Annotated in this window: 19 protein-coding genes; 17 read left to right on the top strand and 2 right to left on the bottom strand. The window is 54.9% G+C overall.

Going from position 1 to position 23912, the window contains the following annotated elements; genetic code table 11:
• Window position 1 precedes the first annotated feature (1 nt).
• The gene (locus tag UCI88_RS09960) at window positions 2-793 is read left to right on the top strand and encodes a ribonuclease HII (RefSeq protein WP_065359537.1); all 792 of its coding nucleotides are present in this window, start codon (window positions 2-4) and stop codon (window positions 791-793) included.
• An 8-nt stretch (window positions 794-801) separates the two neighbouring features.
• On the opposite strand, the gene UCI88_RS09955 is transcribed toward UCI88_RS09960, so the two are convergent.
• Complete coding sequence (locus tag UCI88_RS09955) at window positions 802-1755, bottom strand: magnesium transporter CorA family protein (protein WP_044503466.1); 954 nt, start codon at window positions 1753-1755, stop codon at window positions 802-804.
• A 245-nt stretch (window positions 1756-2000) separates the two neighbouring features.
• Here UCI88_RS09955 and smc point away from each other — a divergent pair, with 245 nt between their 5' ends.
• The 9 genes from smc to UCI88_RS09910 all read left to right on the top strand — a co-directional run bounded on the left by smc (window position 2001) and on the right by UCI88_RS09910 (window position 14377).
• Window positions 2001-5555, top strand: a complete 3555-nt coding sequence (smc, locus tag UCI88_RS09950; RefSeq protein WP_256179487.1) for a chromosome segregation protein SMC — start codon at window positions 2001-2003, stop codon at window positions 5553-5555.
• A 2-nt stretch (window positions 5556-5557) separates the two neighbouring features.
• Window positions 5558-6499: a signal recognition particle-docking protein FtsY gene (gene ftsY / locus UCI88_RS09945; protein ID WP_044504746.1), complete on the top strand. Its 942-nt coding sequence runs from the start codon at window positions 5558-5560 to the stop codon at window positions 6497-6499.
• A 14-nt stretch (window positions 6500-6513) separates the two neighbouring features.
• Window positions 6514-7326: a hydroxyethylthiazole kinase gene (thiM, locus tag UCI88_RS09940; RefSeq protein ID WP_256179488.1), complete on the top strand. Its 813-nt coding sequence runs from the start codon at window positions 6514-6516 to the stop codon at window positions 7324-7326.
• Window positions 7319-7822, top strand: coding sequence for an energy coupling factor transporter S component ThiW (gene thiW / locus UCI88_RS09935; RefSeq protein ID WP_044503469.1), 504 nt, complete (start codon window positions 7319-7321; stop codon window positions 7820-7822). Before thiM ends, thiW begins: the two co-directional genes overlap by 8 nt.
• A 130-nt stretch (window positions 7823-7952) precedes the next feature.
• The gene (locus tag UCI88_RS09930; RefSeq protein ID WP_044503470.1) at window positions 7953-8549 is read left to right on the top strand and encodes a TetR/AcrR family transcriptional regulator; all 597 of its coding nucleotides are present in this window, start codon (window positions 7953-7955) and stop codon (window positions 8547-8549) included.
• Entirely contained in the window at window positions 8546-9712 is a 1167-nt protein-coding gene (locus tag UCI88_RS09925) for an efflux RND transporter periplasmic adaptor subunit (RefSeq protein ID WP_044503471.1), read from the top strand. The genes UCI88_RS09930 and UCI88_RS09925 overlap by 4 nt, the downstream gene beginning before the upstream one ends.
• Before the next feature lie 12 nt (window positions 9713-9724).
• Window positions 9725-12877: an efflux RND transporter permease subunit gene (locus tag UCI88_RS09920; RefSeq protein ID WP_044503472.1), complete on the top strand. Its 3153-nt coding sequence runs from the start codon at window positions 9725-9727 to the stop codon at window positions 12875-12877.
• Between the two features lie 391 nt (window positions 12878-13268).
• The gene (locus UCI88_RS09915; RefSeq protein ID WP_154651853.1) at window positions 13269-13784 is read left to right on the top strand and encodes a hypothetical protein; all 516 of its coding nucleotides are present in this window, start codon (window positions 13269-13271) and stop codon (window positions 13782-13784) included.
• Between the two features lie 32 nt (window positions 13785-13816).
• A complete protein-coding gene (locus UCI88_RS09910) occupies window positions 13817-14377 on the top strand; it encodes a hypothetical protein (RefSeq protein WP_256179491.1) in 561 nt (186 codons plus the stop codon).
• A 96-nt stretch (window positions 14378-14473) separates the two neighbouring features.
• On the opposite strand, the gene nadE is transcribed toward UCI88_RS09910, so the two are convergent.
• Window positions 14474-16378, bottom strand: a complete 1905-nt coding sequence (gene nadE / locus UCI88_RS09905; protein ID WP_256179492.1) for an NAD(+) synthase — start codon at window positions 16376-16378, stop codon at window positions 14474-14476.
• Between the two features lie 164 nt (window positions 16379-16542).
• Here nadE and UCI88_RS09900 point away from each other — a divergent pair, with 164 nt between their 5' ends.
• Genes UCI88_RS09900 through recO form a run of 7 tightly spaced genes read left to right on the top strand, consistent with a single transcriptional unit; the run spans window position 16543 to window position 23755 of the window.
• Window positions 16543-18294, top strand: a complete 1752-nt coding sequence (locus UCI88_RS09900) for a B12-binding domain-containing radical SAM protein (RefSeq protein ID WP_256179493.1) — start codon at window positions 16543-16545, stop codon at window positions 18292-18294.
• The gene (mnmL, locus tag UCI88_RS09895) at window positions 18291-19241 is read left to right on the top strand and encodes a tRNA modification radical SAM protein MnmL/YtqA (RefSeq protein ID WP_256179494.1); all 951 of its coding nucleotides are present in this window, start codon (window positions 18291-18293) and stop codon (window positions 19239-19241) included. Before UCI88_RS09900 ends, mnmL begins: the two co-directional genes overlap by 4 nt.
• A gap of 11 nt (window positions 19242-19252) precedes the next feature.
• Window positions 19253-20212, top strand: a complete 960-nt coding sequence (locus UCI88_RS09890; protein ID WP_407944390.1) for a PhoH family protein — start codon at window positions 19253-19255, stop codon at window positions 20210-20212.
• A gap of 47 nt (window positions 20213-20259) precedes the next feature.
• Window positions 20260-20733: an rRNA maturation RNase YbeY gene (gene ybeY / locus UCI88_RS09885; protein WP_044503477.1), complete on the top strand. Its 474-nt coding sequence runs from the start codon at window positions 20260-20262 to the stop codon at window positions 20731-20733.
• An 18-nt stretch (window positions 20734-20751) separates the two neighbouring features.
• Complete coding sequence (gene era / locus UCI88_RS09880; protein WP_065359527.1) at window positions 20752-21645, top strand: GTPase Era; 894 nt, start codon at window positions 20752-20754, stop codon at window positions 21643-21645.
• 12 nt (window positions 21646-21657) lie between these two features.
• Window positions 21658-23007, top strand: a complete 1350-nt coding sequence (locus tag UCI88_RS09875) for a hemolysin family protein (RefSeq protein ID WP_065359526.1) — start codon at window positions 21658-21660, stop codon at window positions 23005-23007.
• Entirely contained in the window at window positions 22997-23755 is a 759-nt protein-coding gene (gene recO, locus UCI88_RS09870) for a DNA repair protein RecO (RefSeq protein WP_256179495.1), read from the top strand. Before UCI88_RS09875 ends, recO begins: the two co-directional genes overlap by 11 nt.
• The last annotated feature ends 157 nt before the right edge of the window (window positions 23756-23912 follow it).

Below are 23912 nucleotides of genomic sequence, written 5' to 3'. Positions count from 1 at the left end.
CATGGACATTGCCAAATTAAAGGTAGCCGACCTGAAAGAGCTGTTGGCCCAAGGCCGGGACATCGAAGCGTTGCTTTCGGCCATGAAGGGCGACGGCCGGGTGTCGGTCCGAAAGCTGGCCGACACCTACATGAAGCGGAAAATCAAGGAAGAAGAGGAACGGGAACGGGTCCTTCACCTCTATGATCCGGAAGGGCAGTATTACCGCCAGGGCCTGTACCATGTGGCCGGTATCGACGAAGCCGGCCGCGGGCCTGCGGCAGGGCCGGTCATGGTAGCCGCCGTCATCCTGCCGCCCTTTTGGGACTGTCCGGGTCTTAATGACAGCAAAAAAGTACAGCCCGCCAAACGAGACGAGCTGTACGATAAAATCATGGCCGAAGCCGTGGCCGTGTCGTGTATCGCCAAATCAGAAAAGGACATCGACCGCCTCGACATCTACCATGCGACGATGCAGGCCATGTACGAGACGGTAGAAGGCCTTGCCGTTCCGGCCGAAGCCGTCCTGGTCGATGCCATGCCCCTGCGGGACCTTACGATGCCGCATCGGTCCCTGGTCCACGGCGACGCCTTAAGCGCGTCCATCGCCGCCGCGTCGATCATCGCCAAGGTGACGCGAGACCGGCTGATGGTCGAATACGACAAAAAATATCCCCAGTACGGCTTTGCCGTCCACAAGGGATATTTGACGAAGATGCATATGGAAGCCCTTCGGGAATATGGGCCCTGTCCGATACACCGGCGGTCCTTTGAACCGATCAAGAGCATGGTGCAGGGGCAAGGCAGTTTTTAGCATAACTTTTAGAATAAATCCTTTCGCCACAATAAGATAGCCGCCGTAATCGTACAGATGAGGGCGATGCCGGATACGTAGAAGAAGCCGTTCGCCGTATCTTGGAAGGGGACCTGGACGTTGATGCCCCATAAACTGAAGATAATCGTCGGAACTGCCAGCATGATCGTAATCGAGGCTAAGAATTTCATGACTAAGTTCAAGTTGTTGGAAATGATCGACGCGAAGGTATCGGACATACTCATCAGGATGTTGGAATACATTTCAACCATTTCGATAGCCTGCTTGTTTTCGATGATGACGTCTTCCAGGAGGTCTTCGTCTTCTTCATACATTTTAATGAGATGGTGAAGGGCCGTGTTGCGGCGCAGGCGCATGAGGCGCTCCATGACGATGCCATTGCCCCTGAGGGCCGATGTGAAGTAGGTCAAGGATTTCTGTAATTCCAAGAGCATGAAAAATTCCTTGTTGCGCATGGAATGGCGCAGTGTTTCTTCGAGATCATCCGTTCGGTGATTGATCTGCATTAAGTAACGAAGGAATAAGGTTGCCGAACGATAGAGTATTTGAAATAAGAAGCGCGTCTTTTTAAAGGTGTGGAACAGGGGATAGGTGTTTTTCGTAAAAGCGCGCATGACTTCCGTCTCCTCGATACAGAGGGTGATGATGAAGTCGGATGTGATGAAGATACCGAGGGGCAGTGTGTCGTAACTGTCCGTTTCCAGGACGACGGGAATGTTGATGACGACGAAGATGTAGTTGTCTTCGATTTCAACGTGGGAACGTTCTTCCGTGTCCAAGGCGGTTTTCAAAACATCGGTGGGGATTTCCGTGACCATGGATACGAGCTGCAAATCGTCGGAATCCGGGTTTACGACGTTGATCCATGAGCCTTTTTCAGCCGATGCCAAGGAAATGTTTCCATCCAAGTGGCCGTTGCTGTGCTTGTAAACTTGAATCATGTTACGGTACTCTCCCTTTCTGCAGAATCAGGGCCTCTAACCCCAAATTCTAATATAATCATTAATCTTTCGTTCGTCAACCCTTTTGGGGATTTTTTACACAATCTTTGTCTGTCCCGGCGGCGAAGAGGTGCGGCTGGCGACGGACGGCTAATTATGGTATGATAACTATACGAAAAAATAAGGGGAGGCCTGCGTATGACCAGAAAATTCGTACTCACGGCTGATGAAGAGAGTAAACCATTATGCAGTTATTAAAAATGGAGCTGAGAGGCTTCAAATCCTTTGCCGATAAGACAATTTTGAACTTTGATAAGGGTATTACGGCCATCGTCGGGCCCAACGGCAGCGGTAAGAGCAACATTTCCGATGCCGTCCGCTGGGTCATGGGGGAACAGAACATCCGCCAACTGCGGGGCCAGCGTGCCGAAGACATCATCTTTGCCGGTACACAAACCCGCCGGCCTCAGGGTGCGGCCGAAGTATCGCTCTATTTTGATAACAGCGACCATGCCCTGGATACGGAATTTACGGAAGTCGTCGTCACCCGGCGCCTCTTCCGGTCCGGTGACAGTGAATACTATATCAACCGTCGGCCGTGCCGCTTAAAGGATATCCATATCCTCTTTGCCGACACCGGTATCGGTCAGGATTCGATGGCCGTCATCGGCCAGAACCGCGTCGACCGCATCTTGAACAGCAAGCCTGAAGAACGGCGGGTCATCTTTGAAGAAGTGGCCGGCATCAGCCGTTTTAAGGGGCGAAAAGCCGAAGGACTGCGAAAAATTGCGGAAACGGAACGCAATTTGGAACGCATCGGCGACCTTACCAGTGTCCTCGAAGAGCAGCTGGAACCCTTGCAGAAACAGGCTGAAACACTGAAGGAGTTCCGAACCCTCGACAGCGAACGCCTGGCTTATGAAGGGACCCTGACCCTCCAAGAACTGCGCAACAGCGAACGCCTCTTGGCCAAAGCCGAAAACAGCCGCCAGTCGGCATCGGCGGAAGAACAGGAAGCGGCCAAAGCATTGACCGATGCCGAACAGCGGCGCAAGGCCCTCATGGCCTCCATGGCGGCGGAAGAAGAAAAACTGCGCCGCCTCGATGAGGAAGCCATGGCCGTGCACAACGAATTGGACAGCCTGACCCATCGCCAGGAAGCCTGCATTCAGCGAAAAGCCGAACTGGCTGAGCAGCAGGCTGCCGATGAAAAGGATGAAGGCCAGCTCAAAGAGCGGCAGACGTCTTGGGAGGCCAAGGAGAAAGAACTGCGGCAGCAGAAGGAACAAAAGAAAACCGAGCTGGCAGCGGCTCAAAAGGCCCTGGCCCTGACCGAAACCTTAGTCACCCAGGCGGACGACAAGGCTAAACAAGCAGCCGACGCCCTAAAGAAACGCCTCGATGCCAATTCCAGCCGCAGCCGCGACGCCTTCATGCTGCGCTGCGACCGCGATGACCTGCGCCGCCGCTTAGAAGAAAATGCCGACGCCTGTGAAGAAGCCCTTCGCGCTTTCGAAGAAAAAAAGCAGGCCTTGGAAGACTTGAAGGGCCGCAGTCAGGACGTCGAAGACCGAAGAGACCAGTGGCAGCAACGCCTTCGAGACCGGGAAAAGGATGTTGCCGCTCAGAAGGAGGCCGCTGCCAAGGCGCAGGTCCTCCTGGGGGACGTCGAACGGGACTATCGCCGTCTTCGCAGTGACGTCGACGGGGCTCAACAGCGCATCGGCGTCTTACGGAGCATGGAACAAGAACACGAAGGCTTGGGCCGGGCCGTCAAGGTCGTCCTTACGGCATCGCAGCCCTGGCGCAGAGAGCTTTGCGGCGCCGTCGGCGAATTATGCCGCATTCCCGGTAAGTTTGCCGTCGCCGTCGACATTGCCCTGGGCGCCGCGGCCCGGTACGTCGTGGCCGAAAACGAAGGGGCGGCCAAACAGGCCATTTCCTATTTAAAAGAAAAGAAAGCCGGCCGGACGACCTTCCTGCCCCTGGATACCCTGAGAAACCGGACGCGGACCGCCGATGAAGAACGGGCCGCGTCGGAAAAAGGCATCCTGGGTTTTGCCTCTGATGTCATTACTTATGAAGAAAAATATAAGACGGTCTTTACGTCTTTATTGGGGAAGACCCTCTTGGCCGATACGATGGACACGGGGTCGGCCGTCGCCAAGAAGTACGGCCACCGTCTGCGCATCGTCTGCCTCGACGGCACGCAGTTCAATGCCGGCGGCTCCCTGACCGGCGGCAGTACGCGAAATCAGGAAGGCTCCCTCATCAGCCGCAGAGCCTTGATGGAAGACTTGCAGCAGCACCTTGACGACGGTCAAAAAAAGCTCCAATGGTTGACGGAAAAGGGCAAGGCTTTGCGCCGAACGGCTGAAGACGGGAAACAGGTCTTGGAGGCGGCCGAAGAAGCCCTGCAAAAGGCCAAGCAGGAATCGGGCCAGGCCGCATGGCAGGCTGCACAGCTCGCTTCGGAATTGCGGGACCTTGAAAAGACCGTGACCGATATGGATAAGCGCGTCGAAGCCCTTGACACGGCCCGCTCGGATATCCAAGCCGACCTCGTTTCCAAAGAGAAGGCCCTCTCGGCCCTGGAAGAAGAACCGGAAACGGACATTCACCAGTGGCAGGCCGCTGCCGATGCAGCCAAGGCCGAAGCGGAGCGGTGCCGGAAGAACCTGACGGAATGTCAGATCACGGCGGCGACCTTAAAAGAACAGGTCCGCCATGGGGAAGAACAGCTGACTCAGCACGCTTCCTGGCAGGACGAATTGACGAGTCAGCAGGACATCCTTGCGCAACGGCGTAAGGACCTTCGCGAGCGCCGCCAAACGACGGAAAGGCTCTTACAGGAGCTGGCTCAGAATATCGAAGTGAAGAAGGCCGAAACGGCTCGTTCCGATGAGGCCAAAGAAGCTTTCTATAAGAGCCGCAGCGAACGGCTGCAGCAGAGCCATGACCTGGACGAACTCGTCGACGACCTGCGTAAGCGCAGTCAGACCTGGCAGCAGCGCCTCAATGCTGCCGATATCCAGATGGAAAAATATAAGAGCGATATCAGTCATCATGAAGAACGGCTGGCCATGCAGGGCCTGAGTCGGCAGGAAGCCATGGATCGGCGCCGCGAAGGCTCGCTGAAAGAGCTTCACGACAAGGTCAGTCAGTTAAAATCACAAATAACGGCCTTAGGTACCATCAACCCGGCTGCCGAAGACGACTATCAGGCAGCCCTGGATAAACAAGAATTTTACAAGAAGCAGTGCCTCGATTTAGAAGAATCGAGGGAAAAGCTGCGGGCCGTCGTCGCCGACATCGACAAGGCCATGGCCGACCAATTCGGTCAGGCCTTTCAAGATATCGGCGTCCATTTCCAGCAGATTTTCAGCTGCCTCTTTGAAGGCGGAACGGCCCATTTGGCCCTGACCGATAAAGAACACATCTTAGAGTCCGGCGTCGAAATCTACATCCGTCCGCCGGGAAAGAAACAGCAGTCTCTGACCCTCCTCTCGGGGGGCGAACGAGCCCTTACGGTCATCGCCCTGCTCCTGGCCTTTTTGGCCTTTCATCCGGCGCCGTTCTGTCTGGTCGACGAAGTCGACGCGGCCCTCGACGAAGCCAATGTAGAGCGCATGGCCAAGTATCTCCAGAATTACAGCGGCTCGACGCAGTTCATCGTCATCACTCACCGCCGCAAGACGATGGAAGCGGCCAATACGCTCCTCGGCGTCACCATGGAAGAAAAGGGCGTATCGCGGCTGCTGTCGGTCAAAGTAGATGAATTATTAAAGGAAGGAACATGATCATGGGATTTTTTTCAAAACTTCGAAAAGGCTTAGAAAAGACGAAACACTCGCTCATTCAAAATATAGAGACCGTCGTCCGCGGCTACGCGAAAATCGACGACGACATGTATGACGACTTGGAAGCGGTCATGCTGACCGGCGACATGGGCGTCGAAACGACGGAATACCTCCTCAATCAGATCCGGACCGGCGTCAAGAACCGGGATATCAAAGACGGGAACGACGTCGTACCTTACCTTGAAGGGTGCATCGTCAAGCTTTTGAATGAAAACGATGAACCCCTGCCGGAAACGGAGGGGACACGGGTCATCTTCGTCGTCGGCGTCAACGGCGTCGGCAAGACGACGACCATCGGCAAGTTAGCGAAATACTATGAAGAACAAGGGAAATCGGTCATGCTGGCTGCCGGCGATACCTTCCGGGCCGCCGCGTCGGAACAGCTGACCATCTGGGCCGAACGGGTCGGCGCTCCCATCGTCAAGCATCAGGAAGGAGCCGATGCGGCTGCCGTCGTCTTCGACGCCACGGCTTCGGCGAAAGCCCGTAACATCGATATCCTCCTGGTCGATACGGCAGGCCGATTGCAGACTAAGTCCAACCTCATGGAAGAACTGCGGAAAATGGCCCGCATCGCCGGCCGCAACATCGATGGGGCTCCCCAGGAAACGCTGCTCGTCCTCGATGCCACGACGGGACAGAATGCCGTCAGCCAGGCCAAGCTCTTCGGCGACGTCGTGCCCTTGACCGGCGTCGTCCTGACCAAGCTCGACGGCACGGCCAAAGGCGGCGTCATCCTGTCGATTAAACGGGAACTGGGCGTCCCCGTCCGCTGGGTCGGCGTCGGCGAAGGCGTCGACGATCTTCGTCCCTTCGATGCCGCCCAGTTTGCCGATGCCCTCTTCGACAAGAACGTCGCCGCCCGTGAAGAGGGTGGCGAATAAGGAGGGAGGAGGTCATGACCATCGTCGAAGACATGGGCTCGAAACTTGCGGCCCTGCGCCGGGAACGGCCCCTCATTCATCACATTACGAACTTTGTCACCATGGACGACTGCGCCAATGCGACCCTGGCCATCGGCGCCTCGCCGACGATGACCAATTCCGTCGAAGAAGTCGCCGAAATGGCGGCGGCCGCGAAAGCACTGGTCCTCAATCTGGGCACCCTCCAGCAGTGGACCCTGGAGGCCATGATCCTGGCCGGAAAGGCGGCAGCCCGTAAGGGCGTTCCCATCATCTTCGACCCGGTCGGGGCCGGCGGGACGACCTTTCGCACGGAAGCGGCCCTGCGCCTGGTCCGGGAACTACCCCTTTCGGTCATCCGCGGCAATGCGGCGGAAATCACCTGCCTGGCCGATCATAAGAGCGGCCGCAACCTCGGCGTCGACAGCCTGGTCCGTCCCGTCGACGGTACGTTGGCGGCCGAACTTGCCGATAAATTGGCGGCGACCATTGCCATTACCGGCGCCGTCGACATCATTTCCGACGGCACGCAGACGGCTGCCGTCCACAACGGCTGCCCCATGCTGACCTATGTGTCCGGCACGGGCTGCATGACGTCATCCCTCATCGGCTCCTTTGCCGCCGTCAGCGACGCCTTTACGGCAGCTGTCGCCGGCGTCACGGCCATGGGCATCGGCGGCGAACTGGCCCTTGAACGAGGTGGCAGTGCCGGTCCCGGTTCTTTTCACGCCCGCCTCTTCGATGCTTTTTACAGCCTGAATGGCGATCTGTTGCAACAGTATGGAAAGGTCTTGATTACCCATGAATAATGTTGAACTTAAAAGAATGACGGTGACGGCTATCTTCATCGCCATCGGAGTCTTGCTGGCTCCCTTCGTTTCATTTCCCTTCGGCGGGGCCCGCGTCTTTCCCCTGCAGCATCTCATCAACGTCCTCTTAGCCGTCCTCGTCGGCTGGCGCTATTCGACGGCCGGTGCCTTCTGCATCTCGTCGATCCGCATGGCTATGGGCGTCGGGACGGTCCTTGCCTATCCCGGCAGCATGATCGGCGCCGCCTTGGCCGGTATCTTCTATAAAAGGACGGGATCCATCTGGGGGGCCGTTGCCGGTGAAATCATCGGGACCGGACTTTTAGGCGGCCTCATCGCCTACCCCGTGGCGGCCTTCGTCTTAGATTCCAAAGCCGTGGCCCTGTGGTTTTTTATCGTCGCTTTTTTACCCAATACCTGCCTCGGTGCCGCCTGCGGAGCCTTGTTATACCGCTTTTTGCCCATCCGGAAACTGGCTGGCCAATTGGAAAAATAATAATTACAACTTGTTTAGAGCCGTATATTGACTTATATGGTGCGGTATATTAAACTATAAATTGGTACTGGGTTTTATGTTTGAGTTTCAGAGACCGTATGTTATATTTTTGTGAGTAGGATGTGTTTACATGACAGAAGATATCCGCGCCAAGATTCTGGCGGAAGCCTTGCGTGAAATCGACCGGCATGGTTCTGAGTTTCACATGGATGATTTAGCCCGCAAGCTGCGCATCAGTAAGCGAACCTTGTACGAATATTTTTCGTCAAAACAGGAAATCGTGGAAGAAGCGATCAGTTCGTTTCTTGAAAGGGTCTACCAATACCATCGGGAGCTCGTCGACGATGACAACCTGACCTGTGAAGAGAAATTGATTGCCTATTTCGACGTGCCCAATGAAAACTGGCAGGTCTTGTCGGTCCGGAAGGTCTGCGATCTCTTAGTGAAGATGCCCGACGTCTGGGAACGCCTGCAGTCCCGCTACAAAAAGGATTGGAGTCTCTTGGAACAGCTCCTCGATGAAGCTCAGCAGACAGGAGAATTCAAGCCTTTTGACAAGCTCCTGTTATTGCGCATGCTGCACAGCGCAGCCGATGATATCATCGATTATTTCAATGATGTCAATCAAGATTCCAGTTTTAGTGATTATATGAAACGTTGTATAAAGGTCTTATTATACGGCATTAAAAATCAGGAATCGAAAGAAATAGGAGGAAAAAAAAGATGATACAAAAACGCAAACTTGCGACGATGAGCGTTGCCGTCCTGACGGTTGCGGCGCTCTTGGCCGGCTGTGGTGCTGATAAAGACGCAACTAAAGCGCCCGTTGCTGTCAATACGTATAAAGTCGTCGCGTCAGACACGCCCGTTCGAGCCGAATACAGCGGTACCGTATCGGCGATGGATAAGGTTCCCGTTCAGCCGAAGATTTCCGGCCGCGTCGTAGAAAAGTACGTCCAAGGCGGTCAGGATGTCACGGCCGGTCAGGCCTTGTTCCGCATCGACAGCCGTACGTACGATGCCGCCTTGGCTCAGGCAAAGGCAACCCAAGCCCAGTCCGAAGCCAATTTAGCCAATCAGCAGCTCAATCTCCGCCGTTACCAGGCCCTGGCCAGCCAGGATGCCGTTCCGCAGCAGACCGTAACCGACCAGGAAGCGGCTACGCGCCAACAGGCGGCCGTCGTCGCGGCTAACGCGGCCCAGGTCGATGCCGCTCAGGATAACGTCGATGATACCATCGTCTATGCGCCCTTCAGCGGCAAGCTGAACGTCGACGACGTCCCCATCGGCACCTTTGCGACAGCCGGTTCGACGGCACTGGTCACCATTTCGTCGACCAATCCGGTCTACGTCGAATTTTCCATCAGTGAAGCCGAATACCTGCAGATGACCAAACAGGGGGCAGACGGCAGTAACTGGGGCGACCACCTCCTGCTCCGCCTGAGCGACGGCACGATGTATCCTTATGAAGGCCGCATTGCCCAGGTCAACCACGGCATGGACGGCAACTCCGGTTCGATTATCGTCAAAGCCGTCTTTGACAACCCGGAAAACCTGCTCATCCCCGGCCTGTATGCTACGGTCGTTTCCGATACGCAGATTCAGCGCAATGCCTTGTCCGTCCCGCAGCGGGCTGTTCAGCAGACCCTCGGTAAATACTACGTTTCCGTCATCGACGGCAACGGACAGGCTCAGACTCGGGAAGTCACGCCGGGCCAGAAAGTCGGTAAATTCTGGATCATCACCAGCGGGCTTCAGAGCGGCGATATCGTCATCGTCGACGGCTATCAGAAAGCAAAGGGAGCGACCCTCGACCAGCACTTGCTGACCAAGGCGGATATCGACAACGATAACTCCAATACGGCTTCTGACTCGTCGTCAAACAAGTAGGGAGGCGAGACCGTGATATCAAAGTTTTTTATTGACAGGCCTATTTTCGCCGTCGTCATTTCCCTGATCATCTCCATCCTCGGTCTGCTTTCCATCGCAACCCTGCCGGTCGCGAAGTACCCGAACGTTACGCCGCCCCAAGTCCGCGTGTCGGCATCTTACCCCGGGGCAAACGCCGAAGTCATCGGCACGACCGTCGCCAGCGTCATCGAACGCCAAATGGTCGGTGTCGACGACCTGGTCAGCTTGGAAAGTTCCAGTAATGACAACGGGACCTATTCGCTGACGGCCCAGTTCGAAACGGGCAGTGACGGCGACATGGATACGGTCAATACCCAGAACCGAGTCAGCCAGGTTTCTTCGACCCTGCCGTCAGAAGTTACGGCGACGGGCGTTACGGTCCAGAAGTCGACGAGTTCCATGGCCATGGTATTCGCCCTCGTTTCGCCGAATGGGTCGTACGACGCTACGTTCATGAAGAACTATGCGACCCAGTACTTCATGGATGCCTTGAAATCCGTTCCCGGCGTCGGCAGTGTCCAGGAATTCGGTTCGGACTATGCCATGCGTATTTGGCTCAATCCGATGAAGATGAGTATCTTGAACGTCACGCCGACAGACGTCATCTCGGCCATTTCGGCCCAGAACACCCAGGCTGCCGTCGGTACCATCGGCGCTCAGCCGTCGGCCAACAACCAGACCTATCAGTACACCATGCGTACCGACGGTCGTCTGCAAACGGCCGAACAGTTTAAGAACGTCATCATCCGCACCAACTCCGATGGGACTATGGTCCGCGTCGGCGACGTAGCGGAAGTCAACTTAGGTTCGAAAGATTACAGCGTCACGTCCAAACTCAATGACAGTAATGCTGCCGGCTTCATGGTCAGCCTGACGTCTGACGCCAACGCCATGCAGTCTGTCAGCGGTGCGAAAGCCGTCCTTGAAAAGGCCAAGGAATCCTTCCCGTCCGATATGGACTATGAAGTCGTATACGACAGCACGAAGTTCGTCCGGGCCTCCATCGAAGAAGTTATCCAAACCTTCATCGAAGCCCTGCTCTTGGTTGCCCTCATCGTATACCTCTTCCTCCAGAGCGGCCGGTCGACACTCATTCCGTTGATCGCCGTCCCGGTATCCCTTCTCGGGACCTTTGCCCTCTTTTCCGTCCTTGACTTTTCCATCAACACCTTGACCTTGTTCGCCATGGTCTTGGCTATCGGCCTCCTCGTCGACGATGCCATCGTCGTCATCGAAGCCGTTGAATATGAAATTAAATACAACGCCCGAAGTCCGCGAGAGGCGACGATCATCGCCATGGAAAACGTACAGAACCCGGTTATCGGCGTCGCCTGCGTCTTGGCTTCGGTCTTCATCCCTGTCGCTTTCCTAAGCGGCATGAGCGGTATCCTCTACCGCCAGTTCGCCTTGACCATTGCCGTCTCGGTCCTCATTTCGGCCTTCGTCGCCCTGACCCTGACGCCGGCCATGTGCGCGACCATCTTGAATATCCATAAGCCCGAAGAAAATCCCAAGGGGATTTACAAATTCTTCAATAAATTCAATGAATGGTTCGACCGCCTCATCGCAGGCTATGGCAAGATCCTGGCTCACTTGCAGCTCCACCTGCGCTGGTGCGTCGTCTTCCTGATCGTCATCAGTGCGGCTACCCTCGGCGTCTTCCGGGTCATGCCGACGGGCTTCGTACCGGCTGAAGACAGTGCCTTCGTCATGATGGATATCACCCTTCCGGAAGGCATTTCTCAGACGGAAACGAAGAAAATCAGTGAAGACATGGGTAACTGGCTCAAAGAACAGCCCGGCGTATCGACGGCCATGAATATCGTCGGCTACGGCCTTCTGGCAGGCGGCCAGAAGTCGAACGCCGCCGCTGCCTTCATCGGCCTTGACGACTGGGATGAACGGACGACGAAGGATCTCTCCGTCGACGCTTTGATGGGTAAAATCATGGCCCGCGGCGCCCAGATTCCGCAAGCCTCGATCATCGCCTTAAACCCGCCGCCAATCGACGGCATGGGTACGTCGTCAGGCTTCACCATGCAGCTCGAAGACCGGGGCGGCCATACGACGGCCGAACTGTCAGAAACGGCACAGAAAGTCATCGCCGCTGCCCGTCAGCGTCCGGAAATCGGTTCGGTCTACACCGCTTTTGCTGCGGATACACCGGGCTATGAGCTCGAAATCGACCGCGACAAAGTCGCCCGTGAAGGCGTCTCCCTGAGCGACCTCTATTCGACGCTCCAGTCCTTCTACGGTTCCTATCAGGTCAATGACTTCACCATCTTTGGCCGTAACTTCAAGGTTATCGTCCAGGCTTCTCCGGAATTCCGTGAAACCGTCGATGCCAACAACCATATCTATGTCCGCAACTCGAGCAACCAGCTCGTTCCGGTATCGAATTTCGTTCGTCCGAAACCGATGGGATCGGCATCGATCATCACTCGTTTCAATGACTATCCGGCTATTACCATCCAAGGGGCTCCGGCCAATGGCTACAGCTCCGGCGACGCCATTAAAGCCTTGGAAGAAATCGCAGCCGATACCCTCGGCGAAGGCTATGCCTACGAATGGAGCGGCATGAGCCGTGAAGAAATCGAAGCCGGCAACAAGACGGTCTACGTCTTTGCCTTGGCCATCCTCTTCGTCTTCCTCGTCTTGGCAGCCCTCTATGAAAGCTGGAAAGTTCCCTTTGCCGTACTATTCAGTCTGCCGGCCGGTGTCTTTGGGGCAGCCGTCTTTGCCTACCTCCTGAGCCAGCAGAACAACATCTACTTCCAGATCGGTATCCTGGCCGTCATCGGCCTGGCTGCCAAGAACGCCATCCTGATCATCGAATACGCCAAAGTCCGTGTCGATGAGCGCGGCATGGATCCCGTGTCGGCTGCTATTGAAGCCGCCAAGATCCGTCTGCGCCCGATCATCATGACGTCCCTGGCCTTCGTTGTCGGCTCCATCCCGCTGGCCATGGCCTCCGGTGCCGGTGCCGCATCCCGTGTCAACATGGGGATCACCGTCGTCTTCGGTACGTCCGTTGCGACCATCGTCGGCGTCTTCCTCATTCCCATGATGTTCATCATCGTCGAAAACTTTGGCCATAAAAAGGTGAGACCAAAGAGTGAAGTCGGACGGCTGAAAGACATGTAGCCTCCGGTTCATACCTTGTTTTATACTATCAGCACGCTCTGTCCTTTTGGGCAGGGCGTGTTTTTTTTGTGGCTTCCATCCGTCTTTTTTGATCCGCCGAAAGTATGGAAAAGGGGATACAGAGGCCGTACATCTATCGGTTTTGACACACTTTGTATTGACAGAATCCGACTTTCTATGTTATATAGTAATGAGGTAAATGAGAAATTCGTCTTTTACCATGGCTGACATCGGAAGGACTGCACCGCGAGTCCCGGGGATCCGGTCATGGCAGCTGTTTTCCTTTCACAGGCATGAATCACTGTCGGCACGATTTAAATAGTGTAAGCCTTTTCCCTTGGAGGGAAGAGTCCTTATAGCGTTTTATGGTGGTAAAAAAGGAGGCAACAATATGAATGTATTCTCACGATTTATGAAATTGGCCGTCGTCGTGGCAGTCAGCCTTTTGGCGATGGCCGTCCTCGGCGGCTGCGGCAGCTCCGACAAATTTGCCGGCGAATGGACCGGTACCGGGCGCTACAACCAGACCGATTTTGACTGCTTTTATGATTTAAAGATCGAGAAAGACGGCAATGGCAACGGTTATACCATCGAACAGACCCGCTCCTATTGGAATGCCAAGGAAAGCATAAGCGGCAGCAGCGCGTCCTACAGTTGGCAGAATGAAACGGAAAAACTGACGGGGAATCTCCAAAACGAGGTATTGGAAATTTCGGGCAATACCCAGGCATCCCTGACCTATAACGAAGAAAAAGAAGAACTCCAGTATAAGACCGGCGATTCCATCATTACCCTGCAAAAGAGCAAAGACGCAGCCGGTGACTTGGATTCCTTTAAAAATCGTCAAAAAGAAGAACTGCTGGATAAGTTGAATAAAGAGGGGAAAAACTTCTCTTTTACAGAGTAAACAGGTATTTTAGGGTATAAGGAGGTAATCAAATGCGTTCACTGTCAAAATTCATGAAATTGATTGTCTTTGCTGCTGTCAGCATTTTTGCCGTTGCCTTTCTTACCGGCTGCTTTAATTCGAAAAGCGTCGACTATTCCGGTCAATGGGTCGGCTACGGAAAAACGGGGTTCCCGAAAGAAATGGACTGCGTCTATGATGTCAAAATTGAAAAGAATAACGATGGCTATATCGTCAGCTTAGAACGGAGTAATTGGGAATTAAAAGATATTCCCGATCCGGGCTTAATCGACAGCATCGTCAACCAGGACAATCAGCAGTATGAATGGACGACGATGAAGGAAATGAACCTCAAGGCAGAGGAAAAAGACAACACCCTTACGACGACGACGGAAAATCCTCTGACCTTCACCTATGTAGAGAAGGACGGAACGCTGGAACTGTCCTTTAAAGACTATTCCCATCAGGATGAACAGGTAACGGTACAGCTCCATAAGGCCGAAAAGGGCGAAGTAGAAGACTTTAAGAAACGTTCGAAAGAAGATATTTTAAAAGCTATGACGCCGGACAATCAGCATTCTTTTAAGGAATGATCCGGTAAGACAGGATCCATAACGACATAACAGGCCATAGAAAAAGGACTACCGATTCACGAGGATGAATCAGTAGTCCTTTTCGATGAGAAGGCGTCAGGCCTCATCGGACAGGATCCGTTCTTTTAATTCTAAGTAGCGGGTCGTAAAATACGGTGTCAGCTGGGCTTCGCGCAGGTCGTTGCCGAAGGGGCGGCGGCTGATGGAAAGGATTGGCGGACTCTGAATCCGTTTGGCAACGGCAAAGCCGGCCAGGAGGCGCCACCACCGTTCGAGGTCGTCGATGAATTCCTTGGCTGTCGGAAATAATTGGTGGACGTCGACAGTGCAGCCGATGTTCTTTTCCAGGGTTCCGTCGAGATACCAGGTCAGGATCGATTCGGGCGTAGCCCTTTGCCAGCGTTCGACGAAGGCGGCGAAGAGGTAGTCGTGGTAGGGGTAAATCAAAGGGTCGCCTTGTCCCTTGGTGATATCCTGTTTGTTCGACAGTTCGGCGCTGGGGACGATGTCGATGCTGCCCTGAGGGACGACTTGGCGGCCGAAGACCTTGTCGTTGAGGTAGTGGGCCAGTTCGTAGACCTGATGCTTCCAGAGGTCAGCCGTGGCGGCTAAATAGCCGGCGCTGTCGCCGTAGAGGGTGGCATAGCCGACAGACGTTTCGGCCTTATTGGCGTTGCACGTGAAGACGCCGCCAAAGGAGGCTGCCGCAGCGGCCAAGATGCGGCTCGAGCGGTCCCGGGCCTGGATGTTTTCTTCGATGAAGCTGGTCAAGGCGAGGCTTCCCTTTTCCTTTTCGCCCTGATGGAGGATGGTTTCCCTGAACTGCTTGCGCGTCAGCTCCAGGCTGTCCTGGACGGGGATGACCGTATACAGGCAGCCGATGTTGTCGGCCAGTTCTTTGGCCAGGCTCTTGGTCGTGTCCGAATTGTAGCAGCTGGGCATGTTGACCAAGAGGATGTCCTCCGGCGGCAGGACCGTCGCATAGAGGGCGGCATTGACGGCCGAATCGATGCCTCCCGATACGCCGATGACGACTTTATGGACACCGATGGCATCCATGAAGTGCCTGAGGCCGTAGTGGAGGCTGTCGTAAATATCTTCAATCTGGGACTTTTCCGGCTGCACCTGAGACGGAGACGTAAAGGTCTGCGTCGTTTCGTCAAAGTCGACGAGGAGGAGCTCTTCCGTAAAGGGCTTGCAGGCGCTGTGGTGGCTGCCGTCTTTTTGGTAGGTGCTGCTGGCGCCGTCAAAGGTATAGATGTTCTTGCCGTTGTTCTGGATGCCTGTACAGTTGACGTAGACCGCCGGGCAGTGAATCTTGTCGATGGCCTGGCCGAAGAGGCGGTGGCGGCGCTGGGTTTTTCCTAAGGTAAAAGGCGAGTTTGAAATATTGACGAACAAGTCGATATCGTACATCTTGCCTAAATAGTGCATCGGTTTGAAAGGATAGTTTTCATCCCAGCTGTCTTCGCAGATGAGGGGGCCGATGCGGAACTTGCGGCCGTCGTCGAAGGAAATCTGGACGGGCGACAAGAAGTCTTCCGGGAAGGCGTGCCGTTCCTGGGCGACTTCGATGAGGGACGTAAAGTAGCGGATATCGCTGAATTCCCGGTAATTGGGAAGGAGGGTCTTGATGTAGAAGGGGTAGGGCGAACGGGCAGGGGACAGCCATTGGCCGTTGTAGGCGATGAACATGGCGTTATATTTTCGCGTCCGGCCGTCGAGGTTGACCCGGTCCGTTTCTTTGGCTACGTTGCCGAAGATGATGGCCATGCCCTGAGACAGGTCGCGGATTTCTTCGCCGAAGCGGACGCATTCGTCGATGTAATCGGGCTGGTCCCAGATGTCGCCGATGAAGTAGCCGGGAATGGCAAGTTCCGGGAAGACGACGATGTCACAGCGGGCTGCCTTGGCCTTGGCGATGAAGTCCTTCATGACCGCCGCGTTCTGCCGAGGATTGCCGGGATAGACCCGGGTCTGGGCGAGTGCTATTTTAAACAAGGAAAAGCCTCCTTTTCATAGGTGAGAATCTATATACTACCTCATCTTATCATAAAACGGTAGCTGCGAAAAGGTTGGCCGCCTGCGGTCGGCGAAAAAAACATGACAGAATGGCGTCCTTGCGGTATACTTAATGTATTATCAAGATTGAAGGAAGGTCTTTCATGAAAACGCTGCTCACCATTTTGAATGCGAAATTTATTCAGTCGTCTCTGGCCATTCGCTGCCTGACGACGGCCTGCGCCCACCGAGGCGTCGCCGTCGATGCGGCTGAATATACGATCAATCAAAATCCCTACGACATCCTGCGTCACATAGCAGCCTTTAAAGCCGACGTCATCGGCTTTTCCTGTTATATCTGGAATATTGAAATGACCTGCCATATCATCACCTTAGTCAAAAGCGTCTTCCCCGAAACGAAGATCTTCGTCGGCGGTCCCGAAGTCTCCTATACGGCCCGCCAGGTCCTTCTTGACTGCCCGGATATCGACTACGTCCTCCAGGGCGAAGGGGAAATCATGGTGCCGGATTTCCTGACGGCTCTCGAAAAGGGGGAAGACGGGACGGATATTCCCGGCGTTCTCGGCCGCGTTGACGGAAAGATTCAAGGCGATGAAACCTTTCAGGAAATCGACGACCTCGACAGCCTGCCCTTCCCCTATGAAAATCAGGACTTTCGCGACCTCGACCACCGCATCATGTACTACGAAAGCTCGAGGGGTTGCCCCTTTCACTGCCAGTACTGCCTGTCGGGCATGAACGACCGCGTCCGCTTCCGCTCCGTTCCCCGGGTCTTACAGGAACTTCAAACCTTCGTCGATGCCGGCGTGTCCCAGGTAAAATTCGTCGACCGGACCTTTAACTGCAATCCTAGCCATCATCGGCCTTTAGTGGAATATATGATCGGCGTTACCAGAAAGGTCAATTTTCATTTGGAAATCGAACCGGCCGTCTTGACCGACGACGACATCGATTTACTGGCCAAGGCCCCGAAGGGACGCATCCAATTGGAAATGGGCATTCAGACGACGTATGAGCCGACCTTGAAAGCCATCCGCCGCCACAACGATTGGCCGCGGATCACGCACATCATGGAGCGCCTCGTCGCCCTCGATACGATGCACCTTCACCTCGACCTCATCGTCGGCCTGCCCTATGAAGATTATGACCACCTGCGCCAATCCTTCAACGACATCTATGCCCTGCGGCCCCATAAACTGCAGATCGGCTTTTTAAAGCTCCTCAAGGGATCGGGCATTCGCCGCGATTATCCGGGCGATTACCGCTACGACCCGAAAGGCCCTTACGAAGTACTGGCCACGACCTGGCTTCCTTATGAAAAGGTGGCCTATTTGAAGGTCTTTGAAGACGTCTTCGAGCGGACGTATAACTCGGGAAAGTTTACGTATCTCTTGGCCTTTCTGGGCCGCCGGTATGCTCCGGATTACATGAAGCTCTATGAAGTCTTGACAGATGAGTGGCTTGTCCTTCATAATGACCAAAAGGCCCTGTCTGATGATACGCTGTGCCGTTTCCTCGGCCATTGCCTGGAGGATATACTGGATCTTGCGGAGGATCAAAAGGCTCTGGCCAAAGAACTCTTGGCCCTCGACATGCTGACCTTTTTCCGCTTCCGCCTTCATCCCGATTTCCTCGGCTGGCAGCCGGCAGCGCGCCGTGAGACCGACCATATCTTCCGCCATGAAGATTGGCTCTGCCGCTATATTCCCAACTATCGATTTACGAACTGGCGCGACATCAAGATGCGCTACTATATCTGGCCTGTCAGTCAGGCCATGAAGGCTGAACTGAGCCGGTACGGGATGGTTCCCGACGGCCCGGCCTATATCATTGCCGAGAAGAAGAAAGAACGGGCCGACTGGTTCGTCATTCCGGCAAAAGGAGAGACTTTGTGAACGAACGCTACCGTGTCTATTCGACCTATTTAAAAGAAACTTACGGAGAAAAAGTATATAAGCTGCCCATCAGCATCCCCGATACCTGTCCCAACCGCGACGGTACCCTGGGCGTCCGGGGCTGTGCCTTCTGCGGCTCCATCGGTGCCGGCTATGAAAACCTGCCGGCCTCGGTGACCATCGAACAGCAGATCGAGCAGAATATGGCCCATATCAAGCCCAAATACAAGGCCAATAAATTCATTGCCTACTTTCAGAATTTTACCAATACCTACCTGCCGCCCGACCGCTTCCGAGACTTCCTGACGGCGGCCTGCCGGCCCGATATCGTAGGTCTTGCCATTGCCACCCGGCCGGACTGCCTCAATGAAACCTATCTTGACATCATGGCCGACGTAAAGCATCAGTACGGCGTCGACATCCTCGTCGAGTTGGGCCTCCAGACGGCCAACTATAAGACCTTGACCAAGATCAACCGCGGCCATACGACGGCAGAATACGTCGATGCCATGATGATGCTCCGCGATTACCCCTTCCGGGTCTGCACCCACGTCATCCTCGACCTCCCTTGGGATACGATGGAAGACACCATCGAAACGGCTAAACTCGTGTCGGCGGCCGGCACGGATGAAGTCAAGCTCCACGCCCTGTACATCATAAAGAATACGGCCATGGCCGAATGGTACGCCAAGGGCGAAATCAGCCTGGTGACTTGCGAAGAGTACGTCCGCCGCGTCGTAGCCTTCCTCGAATACAGCCGGCCGGACATCGTCTTCCAGCGCCTCATCGGCAGAGCGCCGAAAGAGGCGACGGATTTTGCCAACTGGGGCATGGGCTGGTGGCGCATCCGCGATATGATCGACGAAGCCTTAGAACGCCGTGACACCCGTCAAGGCGCCTTGTGCGACTATCTGCACGGCAAAGCTGTCCGTAAATTCATGACATAAAGGAGATTATTTTGGTAGAAAAGAAACTGCAATTTTCCGATTTGCGTGAAGCCCGGGCCGTCCTGGGCATGAAAGATGAATTTTTAAAGACGATACAGCGTGAATTTCCGGACTGCCGCATTGCCGTCCGCGGCGACACGGCCATGATCGTCGGCAGTGAGCAGGAAGTCGAACAAGTCCTGGACGTCTTCGGCGCCCTGCGCTACTTGTTCCGGGAAAATACCTATCTCACGACGCAGCACGTCCGCTACTCAGCGGGCCTCATCAAAGCCGGGCGGGGCGAAGAGCTGCATGCCCTCTATGAAGATACGGTCGGCATTTCTGCCCGCCACCGCCTGATCAAGCCCAAGACGCTGGGACAAAAAAAATACGTCGACTCTATCCGGAAGAACCTCGTTACCTTCGGCATCGGCCCTGCCGGTACGGGGAAGACCTATCTGGCCGTGGCCCTGGCTGCTTTTTACTTAAAGAATCGTGAAGTCGAACGCATTATCCTGACCCGTCCGGCCGTCGAAGCCGGCGAAAAGCTGGGCTTTCTGCCCGGGGACCTGCAGGAAAAAATCGACCCGTACCTGCGCCCCTTGTACGACGCCTTGGCCGATATGTTCGGCTATGACCAGTTCCAAAAACTCATCGACCGCAACATCATCGAAGTGGCGCCTTTGGCATATATGCGCGGCCGAACCTTAGAAGAATCGTTCATCATCCTCGACGAAGCCCAGAATACGACGCGGGAACAGATGAAGATGTTCCTCACCCGTATGGGCAATCATTCGCGGGTCGTCGTCAACGGCGATGCCACCCAGATCGACCTCGTCGACCGCCGCATGTCGGGCCTTACAGAGGCTGAAAAGATCCTCGACGGCGTGAAGGGCGTCGGCATGGTCCACTTCAGCGACGAAGACGTCGTCCGCCACGACATGGTCGGCCGCATTATCAGAGCCTATGAAAATTATTATAAAGATAAATGATCTGCCCGAAAGGACAGGGGGACACTGTATCAAAGGGGGTACCACTCGTGCATATCAACATCAACTATGAAGATCCTTCATTCGAACAGGAAGACTATGAAAAAGTTATCGAACGGGTCTGTGAAGAAGCGGCCTTGGTTTACGGTCTCGGACCGAACGCCGAAATCAGCATTCTCTTGTGCCACAACGACTACATCCACGCCTTGAACAAACAGTACCGCAATATCGACCGGCCGACGGACGTCCTGTCCTTTGCTCTCAATGAAGGGGAAGAAGACGGCTATGAAGGCCCGGACACGGCCCTTTTGGGGGATATCATCATTTCCCTTGAAAAAGTACAGGAACAAGCCGATGAATACGGCCATTCCTTCGAACGGGAACTGGCTTACCTCACCATTCACGGCATGCTGCACATCTTAGGCTACGACCACATGGAACCGGAAGACAAGGCCGAAATGCGCAAAGAAGAAGAATTTATCTTACAGCGCCTGGATTACGTCCGCCAAGGCGAAGAATTATAAGGAGGACCTATTATCGTTATGGAATCGTTTAAATCGGGATTCGTCGCCGTCGTCGGCCGCCCCAACGTCGGTAAATCGACCCTTATCAACCGCATTATCAAGCATAAAGTCTCGATCGTCTCCGATAAGGCTCAGACGACGCGCAACCGCATCCTCTGCATCCATACGGACGAGGCTTGTCAGATCGTCTTCCTCGACACGCCGGGGATCCACAAGCCCAAGCATAAGCTCGGGGAATTCATGGATGAAGCGGCCTACCAGTCCCTGCGCGATATCGACGCCGTCCTGTTCCTCATCTCGGGCAATGAAAAGAAGGGGCCCGGCGACTTATTCGTCCTCGAAAAAATCAAGGATACAGGCGTTCCCGTCTTCTTAATCATCAATAAAGTCGACCTCATGAGCAAGGAAGAGATCCTGACCAAGATTACCGAATATGCCGAACTCTATCCCTTTGCCCAGGTCATTCCCATTTCGGCCTTAAACGGAGACAACGTCGATGCCGTCGTCGAAGAACTGCGCAAGATCTTGCCGGAAGGACCGAAATACTTCCCGGACGACATGATCACCGACCAGCCCGAACGGCTCTTGGTGGCCGAAATCGTCCGGGAAAAACTGTTCCGCTGCACCCGCGACGAAGTGCCCCACGCCATCGCCGTCTTTACGGAAGAAATGAAAGACCGGGGCAACCATAAGGTCTATATCCGGGTCACGGTATACGTCGAACGGGATTCGCAAAAGCGCATCGTCATCGGCAAGAACGGGGCTGTCCTGAAAGAAATCGGCAACCTGGCCCGTCAGGAAATCGAAAATCTCCTCGGTTCTTCGGTCTACCTCGACATCTGGGTCAAGGTCAAGCGGGACTGGCGCAACAAGGCGGCAGCCCTCAGCGAATTCGGCTATAAAAACGAGTAGGGGGCCGGCAAGATGGAAGCACAACTCATCGTCCAATGTTTTCTTGTTTTTCTGATCTGCCTGATCATCAGCGCCGTCTGCGTTACGGGGAAGTTCGCCTTTGCCCAGCTGCGCAGGGAATATTTGGAAGAACTCATCCGCGACGGCGACGTATCCTTAAGGCCTTTGCTGTCTCTCTATGATAAGCCCATTATCTTCCTGGCGACGGCCCAGCTCGGCATGGCCCTGTCGGGCCTCATTGCCGGGGCTGCCGGATTCTGCATCCTCTACAGCCTTTACGGCCTCCTCGAGCCCTATGTCGGTCATGTCTGGATCTTATGGCTCATCGACGTCGTCGTGGCCGTCATCCTCTGCTTTATTCTCTGGGTCTTTGGCGAACTGATTCCGAAATCCGTCGGCCTCCAGCGGCCGGAAAAGAGCCTGCGCATGGTCCACCGCCTCATCCATCCCTGGAGCCATCCGCTCCTGCCCTTCATCGTCTTCGGCAACGGCCTGGGGCGGCTCATCTTGGCCGACCGCGGCCTCGACGTTACCAACGAAATCGACTTGGCTCATTCGGAAGATGAAATCCGGATGCTCATTACGGCCAGCCATAAAGAAGGGAAAATCGACCAGGTCGAAAGCGAACTCATCGGCAACGTCTTTGATTTTGCCGACCTCTTAGCGAAAGAAATCATGGTGCCCCGTCAGGATATCGTCTGTCTCTATACGGAAGAGACGATGCACCAGCATTTGCAGACCATCCGCCAGTCGCGGCACACGCGTTACCCTTTGTGTGAAGATGACAAGGACCATATATTGGGCCTGGTCCACATCAAGGACATTATGGATCTCTATATCCATAAGCGCAGCAACCTCAACCTCATCAAGCGGCCGATCCTGACCATCCCGGAAATCATGCCGGCGTCGAAACTGCTCCAGCTCATGCGCATGCGCCGGACCTACCTGGCCATGGTCGTCGATGAATACGGCAGCACCGTCGGCCTCATCGGCCTGGAAGACATCTTAGAAGAACTGGTCGGCGCCATTCAGAATGAACACACCCATGAAAAAGAAGAAATCCAGCCCCTGCCCGATGGAGCCTATGAATTTGCCGGGACGGTCCTCCTTGACGACGTCGAAGAGCTGCTGCACATCCCCGTCGAAGAGGACGTCGATACCGATACGATCGGCGGCTACGTCTTTAATGCCTTAGGCCATACACCGATTGTTCACGACGAAGTCACCATTGGAAACTACCGCTTTGAGGTCCTTGAAATGCAGCGCTTCCGCATTGTTCGCCTCAAGGCCGTTCCCATTCCGCCGCCGCCCGTAGCAGACGCCGGGCCGGGGGAAGGGGACGGTGACAGCCATGGCGACTAATCGATCTTTCGGTCAGCGGCCGTCACGACCTTACGACGGCATCATCCTGGCCGTCAAAAAGACGAGTGCCAAACAGCTGGTCCTGACCATTTTGACGCACCAAGAAGGGATTCTCCACGTCCTGGCCCGGCGCAGTACTCAGGGGAAGATGGGCTACGGTGCCTTGGCGCCTTTGGCGGAGATTTCCTTCGACGTCTTTGAAAAGGACGGCGTCCACACCTTGACCGAGTACGACTGCCGTGCCAATCGGCGCCTTCGCGACCTGACCTGGGACGGCTACGTCTATTCCCAGATTTTCGTCGAAATGGTCCTCCTTCTCACGGTGAGCGGAGAAAAAGATGAAGAACTGTACCGCTTGGTCCGCCTCTACGGACGGGCCATCGAAGTGAAAGACGTCCGCATCGTCACCCTCATCGCCGGCTGGCAGCTCCTGGTGCTGACGGGATTTCTGCCGGAAACGGACGAGGCCCGCATCTTTTACCGCGGCCGGGGCTACTGTGACCAGCCCGTTTACTACATCGACTACCAGAATCGGGGCGACATGGCCGAACTGCCGCTTACGCCGGCTGTGCGCCAAACGTGGCAGACCCTTATCCGATATCCCTGGGGGACGGACGAAAAAATAAATCTGCGCAGGGGAGACCTGAAATTTTTAGAAGCCCTGCTCTATAACTACGTCAACCAGTGTAGCGAGGGGCAGATGAAAACGCCGGACTTATTGAAAACCGGCCTGCCGCCGCAGCCGTAAAGAGCCCGAAAGAACGCTGATGTGACCCCAAAAAGTTAGACTTTTATTTCCGAGCAACCCGAAATAGTTGCTCGGAATTTTTTTATGCAGTTTGATTGGCTAGCCGATAGGAAATCGGGCTCTGCCATCCAAGCTTTTCTTTAATCCGATCTACGTT

Origin of the sequence: Megasphaera massiliensis, assembly GCF_036305205.1 — a bacterium.
In the GTDB taxonomy this organism is placed as follows: Bacteria; Bacillota; Negativicutes; order Veillonellales; family Megasphaeraceae; genus Megasphaera; species Megasphaera massiliensis.
This window is presented reverse-complemented; position numbering and strand designations above follow the sequence as displayed.

What these genes read in the sequence shown, in the direction of transcription:
- UCI88_RS09960 (WP_065359537.1), top strand. Translation starts at nt 2, where the DNA reads ATGGACATTGCCAAATTAAAGGTAGCCGACCTGAAAGAGCTGTTGGCC.
- UCI88_RS09955 (WP_044503466.1), bottom strand. Translation starts at nt 1,755, where the DNA reads ATGATTCAAGTTTACAAGCACAGCAACGGCCACTTGGATGGAAACATT.
- smc (WP_256179487.1), top strand. Translation starts at nt 2,001, where the DNA reads ATGCAGTTATTAAAAATGGAGCTGAGAGGCTTCAAATCCTTTGCCGAT.
- ftsY (WP_044504746.1), top strand. Translation starts at nt 5,558, where the DNA reads ATGGGATTTTTTTCAAAACTTCGAAAAGGCTTAGAAAAGACGAAACAC.
- thiM (WP_256179488.1), top strand. Translation starts at nt 6,514, where the DNA reads ATGACCATCGTCGAAGACATGGGCTCGAAACTTGCGGCCCTGCGCCGG.
- thiW (WP_044503469.1), top strand. Translation starts at nt 7,319, where the DNA reads ATGAATAATGTTGAACTTAAAAGAATGACGGTGACGGCTATCTTCATC.
- UCI88_RS09930 (WP_044503470.1), top strand. Translation starts at nt 7,953, where the DNA reads ATGACAGAAGATATCCGCGCCAAGATTCTGGCGGAAGCCTTGCGTGAA.
- UCI88_RS09925 (WP_044503471.1), top strand. Translation starts at nt 8,546, where the DNA reads ATGATACAAAAACGCAAACTTGCGACGATGAGCGTTGCCGTCCTGACG.
- UCI88_RS09915 (WP_154651853.1), top strand. Translation starts at nt 13,269, where the DNA reads ATGAATGTATTCTCACGATTTATGAAATTGGCCGTCGTCGTGGCAGTC.
- UCI88_RS09910 (WP_256179491.1), top strand. Translation starts at nt 13,817, where the DNA reads ATGCGTTCACTGTCAAAATTCATGAAATTGATTGTCTTTGCTGCTGTC.
- UCI88_RS09900 (WP_256179493.1), top strand. Translation starts at nt 16,543, where the DNA reads ATGAAAACGCTGCTCACCATTTTGAATGCGAAATTTATTCAGTCGTCT.
- era (WP_065359527.1), top strand. Translation starts at nt 20,752, where the DNA reads ATGGAATCGTTTAAATCGGGATTCGTCGCCGTCGTCGGCCGCCCCAAC.
- UCI88_RS09875 (WP_065359526.1), top strand. Translation starts at nt 21,658, where the DNA reads ATGGAAGCACAACTCATCGTCCAATGTTTTCTTGTTTTTCTGATCTGC.
- recO (WP_256179495.1), top strand. Translation starts at nt 22,997, where the DNA reads ATGGCGACTAATCGATCTTTCGGTCAGCGGCCGTCACGACCTTACGAC.